We start from the raw sequence: 18,227 nt of genomic DNA on the forward strand, positions 1-18,227 counted from the left end.
GCACGCCTCCGCGTACACTGCCCGCCTCATATCACTCACCCTTGACCCGCTCATGCCAACCCAGCACGATGAGCGCCACACCCGCACACAGGGGTCCGCCATCACTTGGACGGCGGACCCCGGCACGTCGCACTGAACCACCCCCCGCTCCCATCCCCACACTTCCGGAAGATCCCGGAATTCCTGGAGAACCTAGGAGAATTCATGCGACTTCGCAGCAAAGGCGGCGACGAAACCGACAGCGGCGGCAAAAGCGGCAGCAGACGCGTGCGACGCACCGCCGCCCTCGCCACCCTCCTCGCCCTCGCCCTCGCGGCCCCGATCGCCGCCACGACCACCGCGAGCGGCGCCCCCGGCGCGTCACCCGCGTCCGACGCCGACGAGATCCGCCAGTACGAGATCCAGCTGGACCACAGCACCGCCGCCACCCGTACGGCCATCGCCCGGACCGGTGTGTCGGTGGACGAGGCCGACGAGGAGACCGTCGTCGTCTCGGGCCGCGCGTCCCAGGTCCGGAAGCTTCGCGGGCTCGGCTACGAGGTCTCGCCGCTGGGCTCGGCCCCGGACCGTTCCAGCAGCCGTGACGCGAGCATCCTGGACTTCCCCTCCGCCGACGCGCGCTATCACAACTACGCCGAGATGAACACGGAGATCAACCAGCGGCTCTCCGCGTACCCGAACATCATGAGCAAGCGGGTGATCGGGAAATCGCACCAGGGCCGCGACATCGTCGCCATCAAGATCAGCGACAACGTCGGGACCGACGAGTCCGAGCCCGAGGTCCTGTTCACCCACCATCAGCACGCGCGCGAGCACCTCACCGTCGAGATGGCGCTCTACCTGATGCGTGAGCTGGGTGCCGGATACGGCTCCGACTCGCGGATCACGAACATGGTGAACAACCGCGAGATCTGGATCGTCCCGGACCTCAACCCGGACGGCGGCGAGTACGACATCGCGACCGGCTCCTACCGCTCGTGGCGCAAGAACCGCCAGCCCAACAGCGGTTCGTCGAACGTCGGCACGGACCTCAACCGCAACTGGAACTACCGCTGGGGCTGCTGCGGCGGTTCCTCGGGTTCGACGTCCTCCGAGACCTACCGGGGCCCGGCTGCCGAGTCCGCGCCCGAGGTGAAGGTCGTCGCGGACTTCGTCCGCGGCCGGGTCGTCGGCGGCAAGCAGCAGATCAAGGCGGCCATCGACTTCCACACGTACAGCGAGCTGGTGCTGTGGCCCTTCGGCTACACCTACTCGGACACGACGACGGGCATGACGGCCGACGACCGCAACGCCTTCGCGACCGTCGGCAAGAAGATGGGCGCCAGCAACGGCTACACCGCCGAGCAGTCCAGCGACCTGTACATCACCGACGGCTCGATCGACGACTATCTGTGGGGCAGCCAGAAGATCTTCGGCTACACCTTCGAGATGTACCCGTCGTCCAGCTCCGGCGGCGGCTTCTACCCGCCCGACGAGGTCATCGAGCGCGAGACGTCCCGCAACCGGGACGCGGTGCTGCAGCTGCTGGAGAACTCGGACTGCATGTACCGCTCGATCGGCAAGGAAGCGCAGTACTGCAGCTAGCGCGCCTTACTCGGAGTCGTCGTCGGCGCCCTTCCCGGCGTCGGCGGCGGCGTCCTCGCCGTCCTCGAAGTAGGCGTCCAGGACCTCGTCCAGCTGCGACTCCCACTCCGTGAAGCACGCCCTGGCCGTCGCCTCGATCTCGATCGGGTACCAGCGGCGGTCAGGGGTGTGCACCGTGATGGTGAAGCGCTTGCCGAAGCGCGGGGACTCCGTCTCGATCGCCCCGACCTCGTCCCAGCGGAACTCGCACGCCTGGTCGTCCAGGCGCAGTCGTACGCCGCGATGATCGGCCGTGATCGAGGCACGGCGGTCGGAGGCCTCGAAGACGGGGCCATCAGGGGCCTCCTCGGAGTCCTCTTCGGAATCCTCGGGCTTCTCGGCCTCCTTCTCGGACTCTTCGGCGGCGTCCGCCGCGGGCTCTTCCCCGGAGACGGTCTCTTCCACGACAGCCTCTTCGGCGGCCGCGGCCTCGTCGACGGCGTCCTCCGGCGCTGTCCCGTCCGGCTTCGTCTCCTCCGGCTCGGCGGGGCGCGGGCCCGTGATGCCGGGGACGAATGCCGGGTCGGCCGCCGCGCCTTGCAGGGGCTGGATGCTGGGTCCTATGCGCTGCTCCACGGTGGGCAGTATGGTCGACGATCCTGTGCCTGGAACAGTCGGGCCCCACTCCCCCGTGCGTCTGTCAGTGGGTCTGTCCCCTTTGTCGTCCCGCCGTCCCGCCGTACCGCCCCGTCCTGCCGTCCCGCCCCGCAAGGGAACCAACGTGCTGCGTGGCGGCTTCCGCCCGGCTACCCGGAGCCGTCGAGGTAGCGCGCCGGAAAAGGTCCGGCCGCCCGGCCGCGGGGGGTCGGGCGGCCGGACCGGTCGCGCGCGGTGTCGCCGCTCTATACGAAGACGCTCAACACCGCCGCCACCACGAAGCCGGCCACGGACAGCACCGATTCCAGGACCGTCCAGGTCTTGAGGGTGTCCCGCTCGGAGAGGCCGAAGTACTTGGCCACGATCCAGAAGCCGCCGTCGTTGACGTGCGAGGCGAAAATGGAGCCGGCCGAGATCGCCATGATGACCAGGGCGACGAAGGCCTGTGAGTGGTCGCCCTCCGACAGCAGCGGCGCCACGATGCCCGCCGTCGTCACGATCGCGACCGTCGCCGAGCCCTGGGCCACGCGCAGCACCAGCGAGATCAGATAGGACAGGACGACCACGGGCAGCCCGACGTCGTTGAAGGTGTCCGAGAGGGCCTGCGCGACGCCGCTGCCCTTGAGTACGGCGCCGAAGACACCGCCCGCGCCGACCACCAGCAGGATGTTGCCGACCGGCTTGAGCGAGGCGGTCGACACGGTCTCCAGGGACTTGCGGGACCAGCCACGGCGGATGCCGAGGAGGTAGTACGCCAGCAGCAGCGCGAGGGTGAGCGCGACGAAGGGGTGGCCGAAGAACTCGATGACACTGCGGGCCGTGGAGGGATCGAAGGCGATGGACGAGAACGTCGCCAGCAGGATCAGCAGCAGCGGGGTGCCGATGATCGCGAGGACGATGCCGAGCGGAACCGGCTTCTCCGGGGGCGTCACGCCGTCCTTGCGCTGCTCCTCCGCGAGCGCGGCCTTCGCCTCGTCTGCGGCCTCGACCATGTCCTGCGGTACGGGCACGAAGAGCCGCCGCCCGATCCACGCGGACCAGGCCCAGGCGGCGAGCACGGCGGGGATACCGCAGACGACGCCCATCAGGATGACCCAGCCGAGGTCGACCTTCAGCAGTCCGGCGGCGGCGACGGGACCGGGGTGCGGCGGCAGGAAGGCGTGGGTCATGGAGAGACCGGCGAGCAGCGGCATGGAGTAGAGCACGATCGACTTGCCGCCGCGCTTGGCCGCCGCGTACACGATCGGCGCGAGCACGAAGATGCCGACGTCGAAGAAGACCGGGATGCCGAAGATCAGGCCGGTCAGGCCCATGGCGAGCGGGGCGCGCTTCTCGCCGAAGAGGCCGAGCAGCCGGGAGGCGAGCACCTCGGCGCCGCCGGAGACTTCGAGCACGGCGCCGAGCATGGTGCCCAGGCCGATGATGATCGCCACGTGTCCGAGGGTGCCGCCCATCCCGTCTTCGATGAGCGACACGGCTTCGGACTTCTGGACGGTGCCGAAGAGTTCGGTGACGGAGAGGCCGGCCGCGAGGCCGACGGCTATGGAGACCGCGAGCAGCGCGACGAACGGCTGAAGTCTGACCTTGATGATCAGCACGAGCAGCAGCACGATGCCGAGGGCCGCGATGGTCAGCAGACCGGCCGTGCCGTCGATGAGGGTGAGCAGGCCGCCGGTGTGGGGTGGGGGCTCCGGGGTCTCCGCGGCGAGAGGTATGGCTATGAGGGGGGATGACATAGAGGGGGGCCTCTTCTTAAGTGCATTGATCTTTCGGGCAGGAGGAATCGCGGTGCGGCGCCATGTGAGGGAGCGCCGCACCGTGATGACGTACGGGGTGCGGGAGTTGAGGGGGCGTCAGCCCAGTACGGCCAGCGCGTCGATCTCGATGAGGAGGCCCGCGGGCAGGCCGACGTAGACGGTGGTGCGGGCGGCGGGCGGAGCGGTGAGGTTCTGCTCCTCGAAGTACTGGTTGTAGATGCCGTTCATCTCGGCGAAGTGGTCGACGTCCGTGAGATAGACGCGGACCATCATCACGTCGTCCCAGCCGGAGCCGCCCTCCTCGAGAACCGACTTCACGTTGGCGAGGGTCTGGAGGGTCTGCTCGCGCAGGGTGGGCCCGGCGGGCGTCGGCGGCTGTCCCTCCACGGCGGGCAGGAAACCGACCTGCCCGGCGACCTGCAGGATGTTCCCCTTCTTGACGCCGTGCGAGAACTTGGCGGGCGGGGTGGTGTGGGTCTTCGGGGTGAGGGCGATCTTGTCCGTCATGAGCTCGCTTCCTTGTGGGGTGCGGTGCCGGAGTACTCGCGGCTGATGGCCTCGGCCGTACGGCGCACCAGCGGGAGCAGCGTGAGGAGTTCGTCGGCGGTGACGACGACGTTCGGTGCGGAGACCGACATGGCGGCGACGACGCGCCCGTCGGTGCCGCGGATCGGGGCGCCCACGCAGTTGATGGACTCCTCGTGGCCGCCGAGGTCGGTGGCCCAGCCCTGTTCGCGTACCGCCGCCAGCTCCTTGAGGAAGGCGGGGGCGTTGGGGATCGAACGGGCCGTGTACATGGGGTAGTCGAGCTTGTCCGCGAGGGCGCGGCGCTCCGGTTCGGGCAGATCGGCGAGGAGCAGTTTGGCGACCGCGGCGACCGTGATGGCGACGGGCTTTCCGATCCGGGAGTACATGCGCACCGGGTAGCGGCTCTCGACCTTGTCGATGTAGAGGACCTCGCCCTCCTCGTACACCGCGAGGTGAACGGTGTGCCCGCACTCCTCGTTGAGGCGTACGAGGTGGGGGTGGGCGATCTCCCTGATGTCCAGGTTCTCGACCGCCTCCTGGGCGAGCGCGAAGAGGCGGGCGCCGAGGCGGTAGCGCTGGTCGGACTGGCGGTAGACGAGGCCGTGCTCGTGGAGCGTGCGCAGGAGCCGGAGCGCCGTGGACTTGTGCACACCGAGCCGGTCTGCGACCTGGCCGAGGTCGGCGGGGCCCTCGGCGAGCAGCGGCAGAATGCTCAGCGCGCGATCGACGGTCTGGCTCATGGGGTGCGTACCTCCTCCGGGGCCCGCGTCCACCCGGGGCCGAGTCGAAGTGTCCCCCACGCGTCGTCGTCCAGGGCGACCAGCCGGTCGGCGTGCCCGCGTGCGGGCGGCGCCGCGAGGTCCCCGGGCACGGTGAGCGCGGCGGCCGCCATGAGATGCCCGTGCCTGATGCGGTCCCGTACGGGGAGCCCGCGCAGGGTCGCGGACAGGAAACCGGCGGCGAAGGCGTCCCCGGCCCCGACGTGGGCGACCACGTCCACACGGAGGGCGGGGACATGGGTGACGGACTCGCCCTCGCCATCGCCATCGCCCTCGCTCCCGCTCCCGCCATCGAACACCGTGCCCCCCTGTCCCCCGTCCTTGACCACCAGCAGGCGCGGCTCGGGAAGCAGTGCCCGGATCGCGGTGGGGCCGCCGGTCACGCCCCAGGCGGCCTCCGCCTCGTCGCTGCCCACGAAGACGAGGTCGCTGCGGCGGGCGAGGCCGAGGAGCGTGGCGCCGGCCTCGGGCCGGTCGCGCCAGAGATCGGCGCGGTAGTTGACGTCGAAGGAGACGAGGGGGCGGCGGGGGCGGGGGGACGTGAGGTCGCGCAGAAGGGCGAGGCAGTCGTCGGAGAGGGCGGCCGTGATGCCGGAGAGGTGGAGGACGCGGCCGGAGCGGATCTCGTCGCCCGGCATGTTCGCCGGGGACATGGCGGAGGCCGCGGAACCGGCACGGTAGTAGACGACCTCGGAGAGCGGAGCCCCGCCGGCATCCGCGGCCCCGCCGGCGTCCGCAGCCCCGCCGCCGAGGGCGGCCCCGCCGGCGAGGGCGGTTCCGTCCGAACCCGCGGTCCCGTCCGCACCCCCGTAGGCCCCCTCGATGACGTCCGGCCCGTGGGGATCCCCCGCGCCTGGCGTCAACGCCCGCTCCCCCGCCGTGCGGAAGTAGATGCCGGTGGGACGGGCCGGGTCCACCTGGACCGCACTCGTGTCGACGCCGAGTGCGGCGATCCGCTCCACCAGGTGCTGCCCGAAGCCGTCGGAGCCGATCCGGCTGACCCACTTCACCGCATGTCCGGCGGCAGCCAGCCCGCACGCCACATTGGACTCCGCGCCGCCGATGCCCCGGTCGAAGGACGGTACGTCGGCGAGGCGCCCCGGACGGGAGGGCAGAAAGGTGACCATGGACTCGCCTAGCGTGACAACGTCCACGCCATCTCCGACGGGGGTAACGATGACTGTGACTCCTTGTCGCTCCGCGGGTCTCGGCGGCTCCGTTGACCCGGCGTTGGCTGGGATGTTAGACAGCGGTGAGCGACATACGCAATGAGCGTTGCAAATATCGCAACACACCTCATCAGGGAGGCTCCATGGCCGTCGACAGACCAGCCGAAGCCCTCGATGCCCTCGAAGCCCTCGCCCGGCTCGCCGAGGAACGCGTCGACCACCGCTTCAGGGGCCTCCCGCCGGACGCCGAGGGCCTGACGGTCGGCGAACTGGCCGCCCGGCGCCGCAATCTCTTCACCGACGGCTTCACCACCCCCGTACTCGCCCTCTCCGCCGAGCACCTGGAGCACAACCTCCGCCTCATGGAGACGTATGCCGCCCGCCACGGCCTCGTCTTCGCCCCGCACGGGAAGACCACGATGGCGCCCCAGCTCTTCCACCGCCAGATCGAGCACGGCGCGTGGGGGATCACCCTGGCGGTGCCGCACCAGGTGCGGGTGGCACGGGCCTTCGGCATCCAGCGCGTCTTCCTGGCCAACGAGTTGGTCGACCCGGCCGCGCTGAAGTGGATCGCCTCCCAACTCGCCGCCGACCCGTCCTTCCGCCTCATCTGCTACGTCGACTCGGTGCGCGGTGTCGAGCTGATGGACGCGGCGTTGCAGGGATCGGCCCGCCCGGTGGACGTCGTCGTCGAGCTGGCCGCGGGCGAGGGCGCCCGGACCGGCGTACGGACGGAGGCGGAGTGCGCGGTGGTCGCGGACGCGGTGGCCGCCGTGGACACACTGCGGCTGGTGGGCGTGGCGGGGTACGAGGGCGAGGTGCCGAAGGCGGACCCGGAGCGGGTGCACGCGTGGCTGCGCCGCCTGACCGCGCTGGCCGCCGACTTCGACAGGGCGGGGCGTTTCGAGGGGCTGGACGAGATCGTCGTCAGCGCGGGCGGCAGCGCCTGGTTCGACGCGGTGGCCGACGTCTTCGGTGAGATCCCCGAACTGTCCCTGCCCGTACTGAAGTTGCTGCGGTCCGGTGCGTACGTCTCGCACGACGTGGGCCACTACCGCCGGGTGACCCCGTTCAACCGCGTCCCCGAAGAGGGCGCCCTCCACCCCGCCTTCCGCCTCTGGGCCCAGGTCGTCTCCCGCCCCTCCCCGGAGCAGGCCTTCGTCAACGCGGGCAAGCGGGACGCGGCGTACGACCTGGACCTGCCCGTCGCCGAGGTGGTCCGCCGTGCGGGCGCCGAGCATCCCGCGCACGGCATCACGGTCACGTCCCTCTCCGACCAGCACGCGTGGATCGGTACGACCCCCGAGGCGGATCTGGAGGTCGGCGACTGGCTGGCCCTCGGCCTCTCCCACCCCTGCACGTCGTTCGACAAGTGGCAGCTGATCCCGGTGGTGGAGCAGGACGGCACCGTCGTGGACTACGTGCGTACGTTCTTCTAGGAGGCACCGTGGATCTCGTCATCCGTGACGCGGACGTCGTCGACGGCAGTGGTGAACCCTCCTACCGGGCCGACGTGGCCATCCAGGGCGGCCGTATCGCCGCGATCGTCAAGGAGGCCGCGGCGGCCGGCTGCCAGCGGCCCACCGCCCGCCGCGTCTTCGACGCCGAGGGCCTCGTCCTCTCCCCCGGTTTCATCGACATGCACGCCCACAGCGACCTCGCCCTGCTCCGGGACCCGGACCACAGCGCGAAGGTCGCGCAGGGGGTGACCCTCGAAGTCATCGGCCAGGACGGGCTGTCGTACGCGCCCGTCGACGACCGCACGCTCGCCGAGGTGCGCCGTGCGATCACCGGCTGGAACGGCAACGGCGACGACATCGACTTCACCTGGCGGTCGGTGGGTGAGTACCTGGACCGCCTCGACCACGGCTTCGACGGCGAGGGCATCGCCGTCAACGCCGCGTACCTCATCCCCCAGGGCACCGTCCGGATGCTCGCCGTCGGATGGGACGACCGTGAGGCGACGCCCCAAGAGCTGGACACCATGCGGCAGTTGGTGGCCGACGGGCTGCGCGAGGGGGCCGTGGGCATGTCGTCCGGGCTGACGTACACCCCCGGCATGTACGCCAAGGACGCCGAACTCACCGAGCTGTGCCGGGTGGTGGCGGAACACGGCGGCTACTACTGCCCGCACCACCGCTCGTACGGAGCGGGCGCGCTCGAGGCGTACGAGGAGATGGTGGAGCTGACGCGGAACGCGAACTGCCCTCTCCATCTCGCCCACGCCACCATGAACTTCGGCGTGAACGAGGGGAAGGCACCGGATCTGCTGGCGCTCCTCGACGACGCGCTCGCCTCCGGGGCCGACATCAGCCTCGACACATATCCGTACACCCCGGGGTGTACGACTCTCGTGGCGATGCTGCCCAGTTGGGCGAGCGAGGGCGGCCCGGAGGCGATCCTCGCCCGGCTGAAGGACGACGGCACCGCCGAGCGGATCCGCCACCACATGGAGGTCGTGGGCGCGGACGGCTGCCACGGCGTTCCCATCGAGTGGGACACGATCGAGATCTCGGGCGTGAGCGACCCGGCCCTCGCGTCCTATGTCGGGCGGACGGTCCAGCGGTCGGCCGACGAGCGCGGCGAGGCCCCGTGGACGACCGCCCGCCGTCTCCTCCTCGACGACAGCCTCGGCTCCACGATCCTCCAGCACGTGGGCCACGAGGAGAACGTCCAGCAGATCATGCGCCACCGCGTGCACACCGGCGGCTCCGACGGCATCCTCCAGGGCGACAAGCCGCATCCGCGCGCGTACGGGACGTTCCCCCAGTATCTCGGCCGGTACGTGAGGGAGTTGGGCGTCCTGAGCCTCGAGGAATGCGTCGCGCATCTCACCTCACGCCCGGCCGCGCGGCTCCGCCTGCCCGACCGCGGCCTGGTCCGCGAGGGCCACCGCGCCGACCTGGTCCTCTTCGACCCGGCCACGGTCGCCGCCGGCTCGACCTTCGAGACCCCGCGCACGCTCCCGGCCGGCATCCCGCACGTCCTCGTCGACGGTCGTTTCGCCGTCGAGGACGGGCGGCGTACGGACGTACTGGCGGGGCGGGCGGTCCGGCGCACGGCCTGACCACCCGCCCACTACCGGAGCCGCACTACGGCTTGGGAAGAGTGCACCCCGAGCGGCTCAGGTCGATCTTGTTGTCGAGCCCGACGCAGGGGACGACCTGGTAGGTCTGCTGGGCGTAGTTGATGCCCCTTCGAACGGTGATGTTGCCGTTCTGGTCGACCTCGCAGGGGTTGTTGTCGGTGCAGCGACCGCCGTCCTCGTTACCGGTGTTGTTGACGGCGACGACCTTGCCGGTGGCGTTGTCGATGACGGGCGAACCCGAGGTGCCGCCGATGGTGTTGCAGGAGGAGGTGTAGCGGACCGAGTCCTTCCAGGTCCACGAGCCTTCCTTGAGGCGGTAGGCGAACCCGTCGACGCTGCAGCTGTAGATCCGCTTCCAGTAGCCGGAGACGACCTTGATGGCGGTACCGGCCGCCGGGCGGGCGGCGTTGAGCTCCAGCGCCTTGATGCCGTAGGAGTTCTGGATCTGCTGGTACGTGCTGGTCAGCTGGTACAGCGACATGTCGGTGTCGGTCATCGTCGCGTACGCGATCTTGCTGGCCCTGAGCGTGGCGACGCGCGTACCGGCGGAGTTGAGCAGGCCGAAGGTGCGGCTGGAGGGCTGGTCGACGATGACCTCGCCCGGCTCCGGGAAGCCGCTCTCGAGGCAGTGGCCGTTGGAGAGCACGAGGGCGGGGTCGTCCGCCTCCGAGCCCGGCATGCGCACGACGGATCCGGAACAGTTGCTGAGCGCGACGGTGCCGGCGAAGTCGACCGCCCGGACGGCGGGCGCCTCGGCCTCCTTCTGTGTGGCAGGCACTCTGGTCTCCGCCTGTCCGGCGGATGTCTTGACCTCTGCCTGCAGGACGGGCGCCGCGGCCTCACCCGTGCCGGCGGCCACCGCGGGCGCCATGCCCGCTCCGGTGATCACCAGGGCTCCGAGTACGGCGAAGAGCGGCTTCTTTGCGCGGGGCTTCATGTGGGGTCCCCTTTTACGTGTTGAGCGACCGGGGGTTTCCCGGCCGCTTCCCGTTTTTGTCATGCGCATTCTGGGGTGCGAGTGACTGGTGAGCAAGGAGTTGAATCAAGCCGCTGATTTGAGCAAGTTTTGCGCCGTACTTCCGCCGTACTTCCGCCGTACTTCCGCCGTACTTCCGGACACGGCTCGCTACTTGGGGCCTTTGGTGGCCCCCTGGCCCCGACCGGGATTGCCGTTTCCCCTGCCGGGTTCGCTCGTGGTGGTGGCCGTGGGCGACGGCGTGTCCTTCGCGGGTTTGCCGGAGTCGTCCTCGGACCCGCCGGACCCATCGGTGCGGGAGGTGCTCGGCGACGGGCTCGCCGAGGCCCGGGCCGGCGCCCCGGACGCTGCCTCGCGCGACGCTCCGGACGGGTCGCCGGACGCCGAGGCGGTCGAGTCGGGCCGGTCCGTGGCGGAGGAGGATTGCTGGGCGTCCGGCGCGTTCTTCCGGTCCCCGTCGCCGGAGCTCTCGGACCCGAAGAGGCCGGTGATCACGACGACGCAGAGCCCGACGCAGGCCACACCGGCCGCCACGGCTCCGCGCCTCCGCAGCCGGACGCGGCGGCGGCGCATCAGCCGCTCGTGACGCCCCTCCTCGTCGGGGAGACCCGCAGCCGCCGGCTTCGGGTAGGGCCCCGCAGCGGCCGGGTCCTCCCCGAACTCGATGCGGACCGTGTCGTCGTACGCGTTCTGCCAGCCGTGCGCCGCCGCCGGGTCCGCGTACTCGTCGTACGGCGGAGCCGTGTCGCCGTACGGGTGGTACACACGCGGCGTGTCGCGGCCTTCACCGTTCTCCCGGTATGCGCCATTCACGTCGTACACGCCCTTTGGGTTCTTCGTGGCATTAGCGTGGGAGGCGCCGCTGCCGCACTGAGGGTCCGGGACATGGCGCGGCATTGTAGAGAAAGAAGGGGCCTGTGGTGCAGTCGAGAGTCAAAGCCACCCAAAGCACCACGTCTCACGTGGTGGAGAACACGCCCCATGAAGCGTTACGCGGCCGTAAGCTCGCGGACATGCAGGTGATCCAGTCGACCAAGCTCGCCAACGTCTGTTACGAGATCCGGGGCCCGGTGCTCGAGGAGGCGATGCGGCTTGAGGCAGCAGGGCATCGCATTCTCAAGCTGAATACCGGAAACCCCGCGGCGTTCGGGTTCGAGTGCCCGCCCGAGATCCTGGAGGACGTCCTCCGCAACGTCTCGTCCGCGCACGGGTACGGGGACGCGAAGGGCCTGCTCGCGGCGCGCCGGGCCGTCGTCATGCACAACCAGACGCTCGGCATCGAGACGGACGTCGAGCACGTCTTCATCGGCAACGGCGTCTCCGAGCTGATCGTGATGGCCATGCAGGGCCTGCTGGACGACGGTGACGAGGTCCTCGTACCGGCGCCCGACTACCCCCTGTGGACCGCGGCCGTCTCCCTCTCCGGCGGTACGGCCGTCCACTACCGCTGCGACGAGCAGTCCGACTGGATGCCCGACCTCGCCGACGTCGAGCGGAAAGTCACCGACCGCACCAAGGCGCTCGTCATCATCAACCCGAACAACCCGACGGGCGCGGTGTACGACGAGGCGATGCTGCGGGGCCTGACGGACATCGCGCGCCGCCACAACCTGCTCGTCTGCTCCGACGAGATCTACGACAAGATCCTGTACGACGACGCCACGCACACCGCGACCGCCAAGATCGCCCCGGATCTGCTCACGCTCACCTTCAACGGGATGTCCAAGGCGTACCGCGTTGCCGGCTACCGGGTGGGCTGGATGGCGATCTCCGGGCCGCGGGCGCACGCCGACTCGTACATCGAGGGACTGACGATCCTGGCGAACATGCGGCTGTGCGCGAACATGCCCGGTCAGCACGGTGTGGTGGCGGCGCTGAGTGGCCGCCAGACGATCAACGATCTCGTACTGCCCGGCGGCCGACTGCGCGAGCAGCGGGACGTGGCGCACCAGTTGCTCACGCAGATCCCGGGTGTGACGTGTGTGAAGCCGAAGGGAGCGCTCTATCTCTTCCCGCGGCTCGACCCGAAGGTCTTCAAGGTGAAGGACGACCGGCAGATGGTGCTGGACCTCCTGCGGGCCGAGAAGATCATGGTGGTGCAGGGATCGGGGTTCAACTGGCCCGAGCCCGATCACTTCCGGGTGGTCACGCTGCCCACGGCAAGGGATCTGACGGACGCGGTGACGCGCATAGGGAACTTCCTGGACGGATACAGCCAGCCGTGACGCCGCCGCTCGGCCTCTCCGTCCCCGCTCGGGCCATCACTTTGTGTGGCCAATGGGGTCACTTCTGCGAACCGGCTCAACTTTAGACGAAATCCAAGCTAGGATGGCTTCCTGTCAGAGCACAGGAGGCCGTCCCCATGTACGAACCGATCCGTGCCAAGTCGGTCCACACGATGGCCGGCACCGCCGACTTTCCCCACCGGTCGCGCGAGGAAGAGCTGGACATCCAGCTCGCCGGTCATCTCGCGGCGCTGCTCACGGTGACGGACGAACTGCGCGGCCTCGCGCCGTCCGCCGACCTCGAGGTCGCCGCGGAGCGGCTGGCCGAGCAGGTGGCCCGGCTTCGGGGTGGACGTCCGCCGGTCCATGCGTCGGGGGCCGCCGACGACGAGCCGCGCGTCGCGGCTCTCCACCAGCGCGCACACACTCTCGCCGGACGCGCCCTCGTCGTGGCGGCGTCCCGCGCGGACACCGCGGCCGCGATCCTCTCCGCCGAACGCATGGACGCCCACGCGGCTGCCGCCGAGCCCCAGGCCCTCACGTCCCACTGAGGCCTCCGGGCTCCCCCGATCGGCCCCGGTCCGCGCGCACCCGCAGCGTCACGCGGACCGGGCGCCACAGCACTGCGTTCGCTTTGACCAGTCGATGGCGACGCCCCTGGTCATGCCCGGTTTCTTCGCCCCCGCCGCCCTTACCCGTCCCATCCCGTACCTGGGGGCTCCGCCCCCAGACCCCCGTCGGCCTGAACGGCCTCGTCCTCAAACGCCGGACGGGCTGGGTATGTCAGCCCCTCTGGGGGCACCTCCCAGCGGTAGCTGGGGGAGGGTAGGGGCGGCGGGGGCGAAACAACCCCTCGGAAAGGGACCCCGCCTCAGGGCCTGGCCGGGGCGGGGCTGTGGGTGAGCGCGCCGCCGAAGTCCGGGAAGGGCGGGACCGCCGGATTCGGGCATGAGGCACGGACAGAACAGCTGACAGGGCCGGGGCCCCGCACACCGTTGTGCGGGGCCCCGGCCCTGTCATGAGGTTCGCCGACACCACCCTCGCGGGCGGCCGTCCCGGCCGTCAGTCCAGGCGCTTGACCAGGGCGCGGTACTCGTCCCACAGCTCCGTGGGCGTGTGGTCACCGAACGTGTTGAGGTGCTCGGGCACGAGCGCGGCCTCCTCGCGCCACACCTCCTTGTCGACGGTGAGCAGGAAGTCCAGCTCGGGCTCGGAGAGGTCGAGACCCTCGGTGTCGAGCGCGTCCTTGGTCGGCAGGATGCCGATCGGCGTCTCGACGCCCTCCGCCTTTCCGTCCAGCCGGTCCACGATCCACTTCAGGACACGGCTGTTCTCGCCGAAGCCCGGCCACACGAACTTGCCCGCGTCGTTCTTGCGGAACCAGTTCACGTAGTAGATCTTCGGGAGCTTGGCCTGGTCCTTGTCCTTGGCGACATCGATCCAGTGGCCCATGTAGTCGCCCATGTTGTAGCCGCAGAACGGCAGCATGGCGAAGGGGTCGCGACGCAGTTCGCCGACCTTGCCCTCGGCCGCGGCGGTCTTCTCCGAAGCGACGTTCGCGCCGAGGAAGACGCCGTGGTTCCAGTCGAAGGACTCCGTCACCAGCGGGACGGCCGTGGCCCGGCGGCCGCCGAAGAGGATCGCCGAGATCGGCACGCCCCTCGGGTCCTCCCACTCGGGCGCGATGATCGGGCACTGGGACGCCGGGACGGTGAAGCGGGCGTTCGGGTGGGCGGCCGGGGTCCCGGACTCCGGCGTCCAGTCGTTGCCCTTCCAGTCGGTGAGGTGGGCGGGCGTCTCCTCGGTCATGCCCTCCCACCAGATGTCGTTGTCGTCGGTGAGCGCGACGTTCGTGAAGACGGAGTTGCCCCACAGCGTCTTCATCGCGTTGGCGTTGGTGTGCTCACCGGTGCCGGGCGCGACGCCGAAGAAGCCGGCCTCGGGGTTGATCGCGTACAGCCGGCCGTCCTCGCCGAACCGCATCCACGCGATGTCGTCACCGATCGTCTCGACCGTCCAGCCACGAACCGTGGGCTCCAGCATGGCGAGGTTCGTCTTGCCGCAGGCGCTCGGGAAGGCGGCGGCGACGTACTTCGACTCTCCCTGCGGCGGCGTCAGCTTGAGGACCAGCATGTGCTCGGCCAGCCAGCCCTCGTCGCGCGCCATCACGGACGCGATGCGCAGGGCGTAGCACTTCTTGCCGAGCAGCGCGTTTCCGCCGTAGCCGGAGCCGTACGACCAGATCTCGCGGGACTCGGGGAAGTGCGAGATGTACTTGGTGGAGTTGCAGGGCCACGGGACGTCGGCCTCGCCCTCGGCGAGCGGGGCGCCCAGCGAGTGGACGGCCTTCACGAAGAAGCCGTCGGTGCCGAGCTCGTCCAGGACCGCCTGGCCCATCCGCGTCATCGTGCGCATGGACACGGCGACGTACGCGGAGTCGGTTATCTCGACGCCGATCGCCGACAGCTCCGAGCCGAGGGGGCCCATGCAGAACGGCACGACGTACATGGTCCGGCCGCGCATCGAGCCGCGGAAGACGCCCTGCTCACCGGCGAAGATCTCCCGCATCTCGGCGGGGTCCTTCCAGTGGTTCGTGGGGCCCGCGTCCTCTTCCTTCTCGGAGCAGATGAAGGTGCGGTCCTCGACCCGGGCGACATCGGTCGGGTCGGATGCCGCGTAGTACGAGTTGGGGCGCTTGATCGGGTCGAGCTTCCTGAAGGTGCCCTTGCGGACGAGCTCCTCGCTCAGGCGCTCGTATTCGGCCTCTGAGCCGTCACACCAGACCACGCTGTCCGGTTGCGTCAGTGCTGCGATCTCGTTGACCCACGAGACCAGGTCCTGATGTTTGGTGGGAACAGCGGAGGGAGCCGCGATGTCAGGCGCCACGATTGCTCCTAGATGAGGGATTTTGTATTGATCGCCCCGTGGGGGCTGTGACCCGGACGCTTTGCGCATCGATCACTTGGCGCTCATCCGGTGCCAACGGCACTCATTTGATCATCCGACGGGTTCGCGCATATGTCCAGAGCGCCTCACAACTGAGCGGCGTGACCATCACCACTCACTCTCGGCCATTTCTCACGCACAGGGCGTTCCCGTCCACCCATCACCCGTGAGACCCTGGCCACTTGGCGGCATTCATACGGTCGTACTGACACGTAACTTACGGTTCCGTAGGTACGATGCCCCGCATGACTGCGTCCGCCTCCGACGCGCCCAAGGACCCGCCGGTCGCCGACCGCGTCTCCTCCGCGCTCTCCCTGCCGCACCCGGTCAAGCCCAAACTCCGCGGCTGGCTGCATGCCGGCATGTTCCCGGCCGTACTCGTCTCCGGAATCGTCCTGACCGCGCTCGCCGACTCACCCCGCGGCCGCATCGCCTGCGGGATCTACGTCCTCACGGCCTGCCTTCTCTTCGGCGTCAGCGCGCTCTACCACCGGGGCGACTGGAGTCCGCGCATGGACGGAGTACTGCGCAGACTCGACCACGCGAACATCTTCCTGATCATCGCGGGCACGTACACGCCGCTGACGATGCTGCTCCTCCCGGAGGCCAAGCGGCAGTGGCTGCTGTGGGGCATCTGGGTCGCGGCGGGCGCGGGCATAGCCTTCCGGGTCTTCTGGATCGGCGCCCCGCGCTGGCTCTACACGCCCTGCTACATCGCGATGGGCTGGGCGGCCGTCTTCTTCCTGCCCGATTTCATGCGGGCGGGCGGCATCGCCGTCCTCGTGCTCGTGATCGTGGGCGGCCTCCTCTACAGCGCGGGCGGCGTGATCTACGGGATCAAGCGCCCCAACCCCTCACCGCGATGGTTCGGCTTCCACGAGGTCTTCCACTCCTTCACGCTCGCGGCGTTCATCGCGCACTACGTGTGCATCTCGCTCGTGGCCTACTAGCCCGGGCGACCGCGAGCGCGGTGCACCAGAAGTGGCAGTAGCGATCTTTTGATAGCTACTGCCACTTTTGATGAGGCTGCATGGCCTCGTCCCCGCTGATGGCCGACAATGACCACCATGGCCGCCATCGCACACAGCTCGACCTCCGCTGCCACGGCTCACCTGGGGCTTCGCGAGCGGAAGAAGATCAAGACCCGGGCCGCGATCCGCAGGGCGACCTACCGGCTGATCATGGAGCAGGGGTACGACGCGACGACCATCGAGCAGATCGCGGAGGCGGCCGAGGTCTCCCCCTCCACCGTGTTCCGGTACTTCCCGACCAAGGAGGACATCGTCCTCACGGACGAGTACGACCCGCTGATGGAGGCCGCGCTGCGGGCGCGGCCCGCGGACGAGCCGCTGACGATATCGCTGCGGCACGTGATCCGCGACGCCGTCGAGCAGGCCATGTCGGGCGAGTTCGAGTCCCCCGAGGAGCAGAGGCTGCGCTCGCGGCTGATGGCCGAGGTGCCCGCGGTCCGCTCCCGCGCGAGGGAGAGCATGTCCGTCACGGGCCGGATGATGTGCGGGATCGTGGCGGAACGCACCGGGCGCGCTCCCGATGACCTCGAGGTCCGCGCGTACTGCATGGGCGTCGTCGGCGCGATGATGGAGGCGTCCATCCACTGGGCCGAGAACGACCACCGGGACAACCTCGCGGACCTCGTCGAGCGCACCCTCGACGTGGTGGAGCACGGCCTCACGCCGGGAAAACCCGCGGGCTCCTGAACAGCCCGCATGACATCCTGACTTGGTGAACGGTCCAGAGATCCTCGTCGAGTTCGACCGCGAGCCGGCGCTGTTCGTCCCGCAGGGGCGACGCGCGAAGGCGACGAAGGTCGTCACCGACGGCGTCTCCACGCTCGGCCATGTCGTGGAGTCGCTGGGCGTGCCGCTCACGGAGGTCGGCGGGCTCGTCGTGGACGGCCGTGAGGTGCCCGCGTCGCACGTCCCGGCGGCGGGACAGACCGTCCGGGTACGGGCCGTCGAGCGCCCGCAGCGGGTGCCGGGCGCGCCGCTGCGCTTCCTCCTCGACGTCCACCTCGGCACGCTCGCCCGCCGGCTGCGCCTGCTGGGCGTGGACGCCGCGTACGAGTCCACGGACATCGGCGACCCGGCCCTCGCCGCGCGGTCGGCGGCCGAGCGGCGGGTGATGCTCAGCCGCGACCGCGGTCTGCTGCGCCGCCGCGAACTGTGGGCGGGCGCGTTCGTCTACAGCACGCAGCCCGACGACCAACTCCGGGACGTACTGGGCCGGTTCGAGCCCGAGCTGCGGCCCTGGACCCGCTGCACGGCCTGCAACGGCATGCTCAAGGAGGCCGCCAAGGACGAGGTCGCGGGCCGGCTCGAAGGCGGTACCCAGCGCTCGTACGACGTCTTCGCGCAGTGCGAGGAGTGCGGGCGCGTGTACTGGCGGGGCGCGCACCACGACCGCCTGCAGGCCATCGTGGCACGCGCCCTCACGGAGTTCGGCTCCTAGGAGCGGGAGGGCTCCTGGGGCGAGAGGCTCCTAGGCGCGAGAGGGCTCCCAGGAGCGAGAGCTCCGGTCG

The 18,227-nt window shown here is 69.9% G+C and carries 16 protein-coding genes; 8 read left to right on the top strand and 8 right to left on the bottom strand.

Features of this window, described 5'->3' with window-relative positions:
* The first annotated feature begins 204 nt into the window (after positions 1 to 204).
* The gene (locus tag FE633_RS16935; RefSeq protein ID WP_138045984.1) at positions 205 to 1,584 is read left to right on the top strand and encodes a M14 family metallopeptidase; all 1,380 of its coding nucleotides are present in this window, start codon (positions 205 to 207) and stop codon (positions 1,582 to 1,584) included.
* Positions 1,585 to 1,590: 6 nt separating this feature from the next.
* Here the strand turns inward: FE633_RS16935 and FE633_RS16940 are convergent, their stop codons facing one another.
* The 5 genes from FE633_RS16940 to FE633_RS16960 form a co-directional block, all read right to left on the bottom strand.
* On the bottom strand, positions 1,591 to 2,199 hold the full coding sequence (locus FE633_RS16940; protein ID WP_138045985.1) for a hypothetical protein: 609 nt from the start codon (positions 2,197 to 2,199) through the stop codon (positions 1,591 to 1,593).
* Between the two features lie 266 nt (positions 2,200 to 2,465).
* Positions 2,466 to 3,956 carry a GntP family permease gene (locus FE633_RS16945; RefSeq protein ID WP_138045986.1) on the bottom strand — a complete coding sequence of 497 codons (1,491 nt, stop codon included), beginning with the start codon at positions 3,954 to 3,956 and terminating at the stop codon, positions 2,466 to 2,468.
* A 117-nt stretch (positions 3,957 to 4,073) separates the two neighbouring features.
* Positions 4,074 to 4,484: a RidA family protein gene (locus FE633_RS16950; RefSeq protein ID WP_138045987.1), complete on the bottom strand. Its 411-nt coding sequence runs from the start codon at positions 4,482 to 4,484 to the stop codon at positions 4,074 to 4,076.
* Positions 4,481 to 5,245 (bottom strand): IclR family transcriptional regulator, encoded by a 765-nt coding sequence (locus FE633_RS16955; protein ID WP_138045988.1) that lies wholly within the window; start codon positions 5,243 to 5,245, stop codon positions 4,481 to 4,483. Before FE633_RS16955 ends, FE633_RS16950 begins: the two co-directional genes overlap by 4 nt.
* Entirely contained in the window at positions 5,242 to 6,462 is a 1,221-nt protein-coding gene (locus FE633_RS16960) for a sugar kinase (protein ID WP_281291205.1), read from the bottom strand. The genes FE633_RS16955 and FE633_RS16960 overlap by 4 nt, the downstream gene beginning before the upstream one ends.
* Positions 6,463 to 6,596: 134 nt before the next feature.
* On the opposite strand from FE633_RS16960, the gene FE633_RS16965 reads away from it, so the two are divergent.
* Both FE633_RS16965 and FE633_RS16970 read left to right on the top strand, forming a co-directional pair.
* Entirely contained in the window at positions 6,597 to 7,892 is a 1,296-nt protein-coding gene (locus FE633_RS16965) for an amino acid deaminase (protein ID WP_138045989.1), read from the top strand.
* 8 nt (positions 7,893 to 7,900) lie between these two features.
* Positions 7,901 to 9,520 (top strand): N-acyl-D-amino-acid deacylase family protein, encoded by a 1,620-nt coding sequence (locus tag FE633_RS16970; RefSeq protein WP_138045990.1) that lies wholly within the window; start codon positions 7,901 to 7,903, stop codon positions 9,518 to 9,520.
* 25 nt (positions 9,521 to 9,545) lie between these two features.
* Here the strand turns inward: FE633_RS16970 and FE633_RS16975 are convergent, their stop codons facing one another.
* Both FE633_RS16975 and FE633_RS16980 read right to left on the bottom strand, forming a co-directional pair.
* Positions 9,546 to 10,478 (bottom strand): trypsin-like serine peptidase, encoded by a 933-nt coding sequence (locus FE633_RS16975; RefSeq protein ID WP_138045991.1) that lies wholly within the window; start codon positions 10,476 to 10,478, stop codon positions 9,546 to 9,548.
* Positions 10,479 to 10,667: 189 nt separating this feature from the next.
* Positions 10,668 to 11,339 (bottom strand): hypothetical protein, encoded by a 672-nt coding sequence (locus FE633_RS16980; RefSeq protein ID WP_138045992.1) that lies wholly within the window; start codon positions 11,337 to 11,339, stop codon positions 10,668 to 10,670.
* Positions 11,340 to 11,530: 191 nt separating this feature from the next.
* Here FE633_RS16980 and FE633_RS16985 point away from each other — a divergent pair, with 191 nt between their 5' ends.
* On the top strand, positions 11,531 to 12,742 hold the full coding sequence (locus FE633_RS16985; RefSeq protein WP_119102689.1) for a pyridoxal phosphate-dependent aminotransferase: 1,212 nt from the start codon (positions 11,531 to 11,533) through the stop codon (positions 12,740 to 12,742).
* Between the two features lie 137 nt (positions 12,743 to 12,879).
* The gene (locus FE633_RS16990; protein ID WP_138045993.1) at positions 12,880 to 13,293 is read left to right on the top strand and encodes an SCO4983 family protein; all 414 of its coding nucleotides are present in this window, start codon (positions 12,880 to 12,882) and stop codon (positions 13,291 to 13,293) included.
* A gap of 511 nt (positions 13,294 to 13,804) precedes the next feature.
* Here FE633_RS16990 and FE633_RS16995 read toward each other — a convergent pair.
* A complete protein-coding gene (locus FE633_RS16995) occupies positions 13,805 to 15,628 on the bottom strand; it encodes a phosphoenolpyruvate carboxykinase (GTP) (protein ID WP_138045994.1) in 1,824 nt (607 codons plus the stop codon).
* Between the two features lie 305 nt (positions 15,629 to 15,933).
* Between FE633_RS16995 and trhA the strand changes: the two genes are divergently transcribed.
* The 3 genes from trhA to FE633_RS17010 all read left to right on the top strand — a co-directional run bounded on the left by trhA (position 15,934) and on the right by FE633_RS17010 (position 18,157).
* Positions 15,934 to 16,638 (top strand): PAQR family membrane homeostasis protein TrhA, encoded by a 705-nt coding sequence (gene trhA, locus FE633_RS17000; RefSeq protein WP_138045995.1) that lies wholly within the window; start codon positions 15,934 to 15,936, stop codon positions 16,636 to 16,638.
* 108 nt (positions 16,639 to 16,746) lie between these two features.
* Positions 16,747 to 17,406 (top strand): TetR/AcrR family transcriptional regulator, encoded by a 660-nt coding sequence (locus tag FE633_RS17005; protein ID WP_425473183.1) that lies wholly within the window; start codon positions 16,747 to 16,749, stop codon positions 17,404 to 17,406.
* 25 nt (positions 17,407 to 17,431) lie between these two features.
* On the top strand, positions 17,432 to 18,157 hold the full coding sequence (locus FE633_RS17010) for a Mut7-C RNAse domain-containing protein (protein ID WP_138045997.1): 726 nt from the start codon (positions 17,432 to 17,434) through the stop codon (positions 18,155 to 18,157).
* Positions 18,158 to 18,227 lie beyond the last annotated feature (70 nt).

The sequence above is a fragment of the Streptomyces montanus genome (assembly GCF_005786655.1).
Lineage (GTDB): Bacteria > Actinomycetota > Actinomycetes > Streptomycetales > Streptomycetaceae > Streptomyces > Streptomyces sporangiiformans.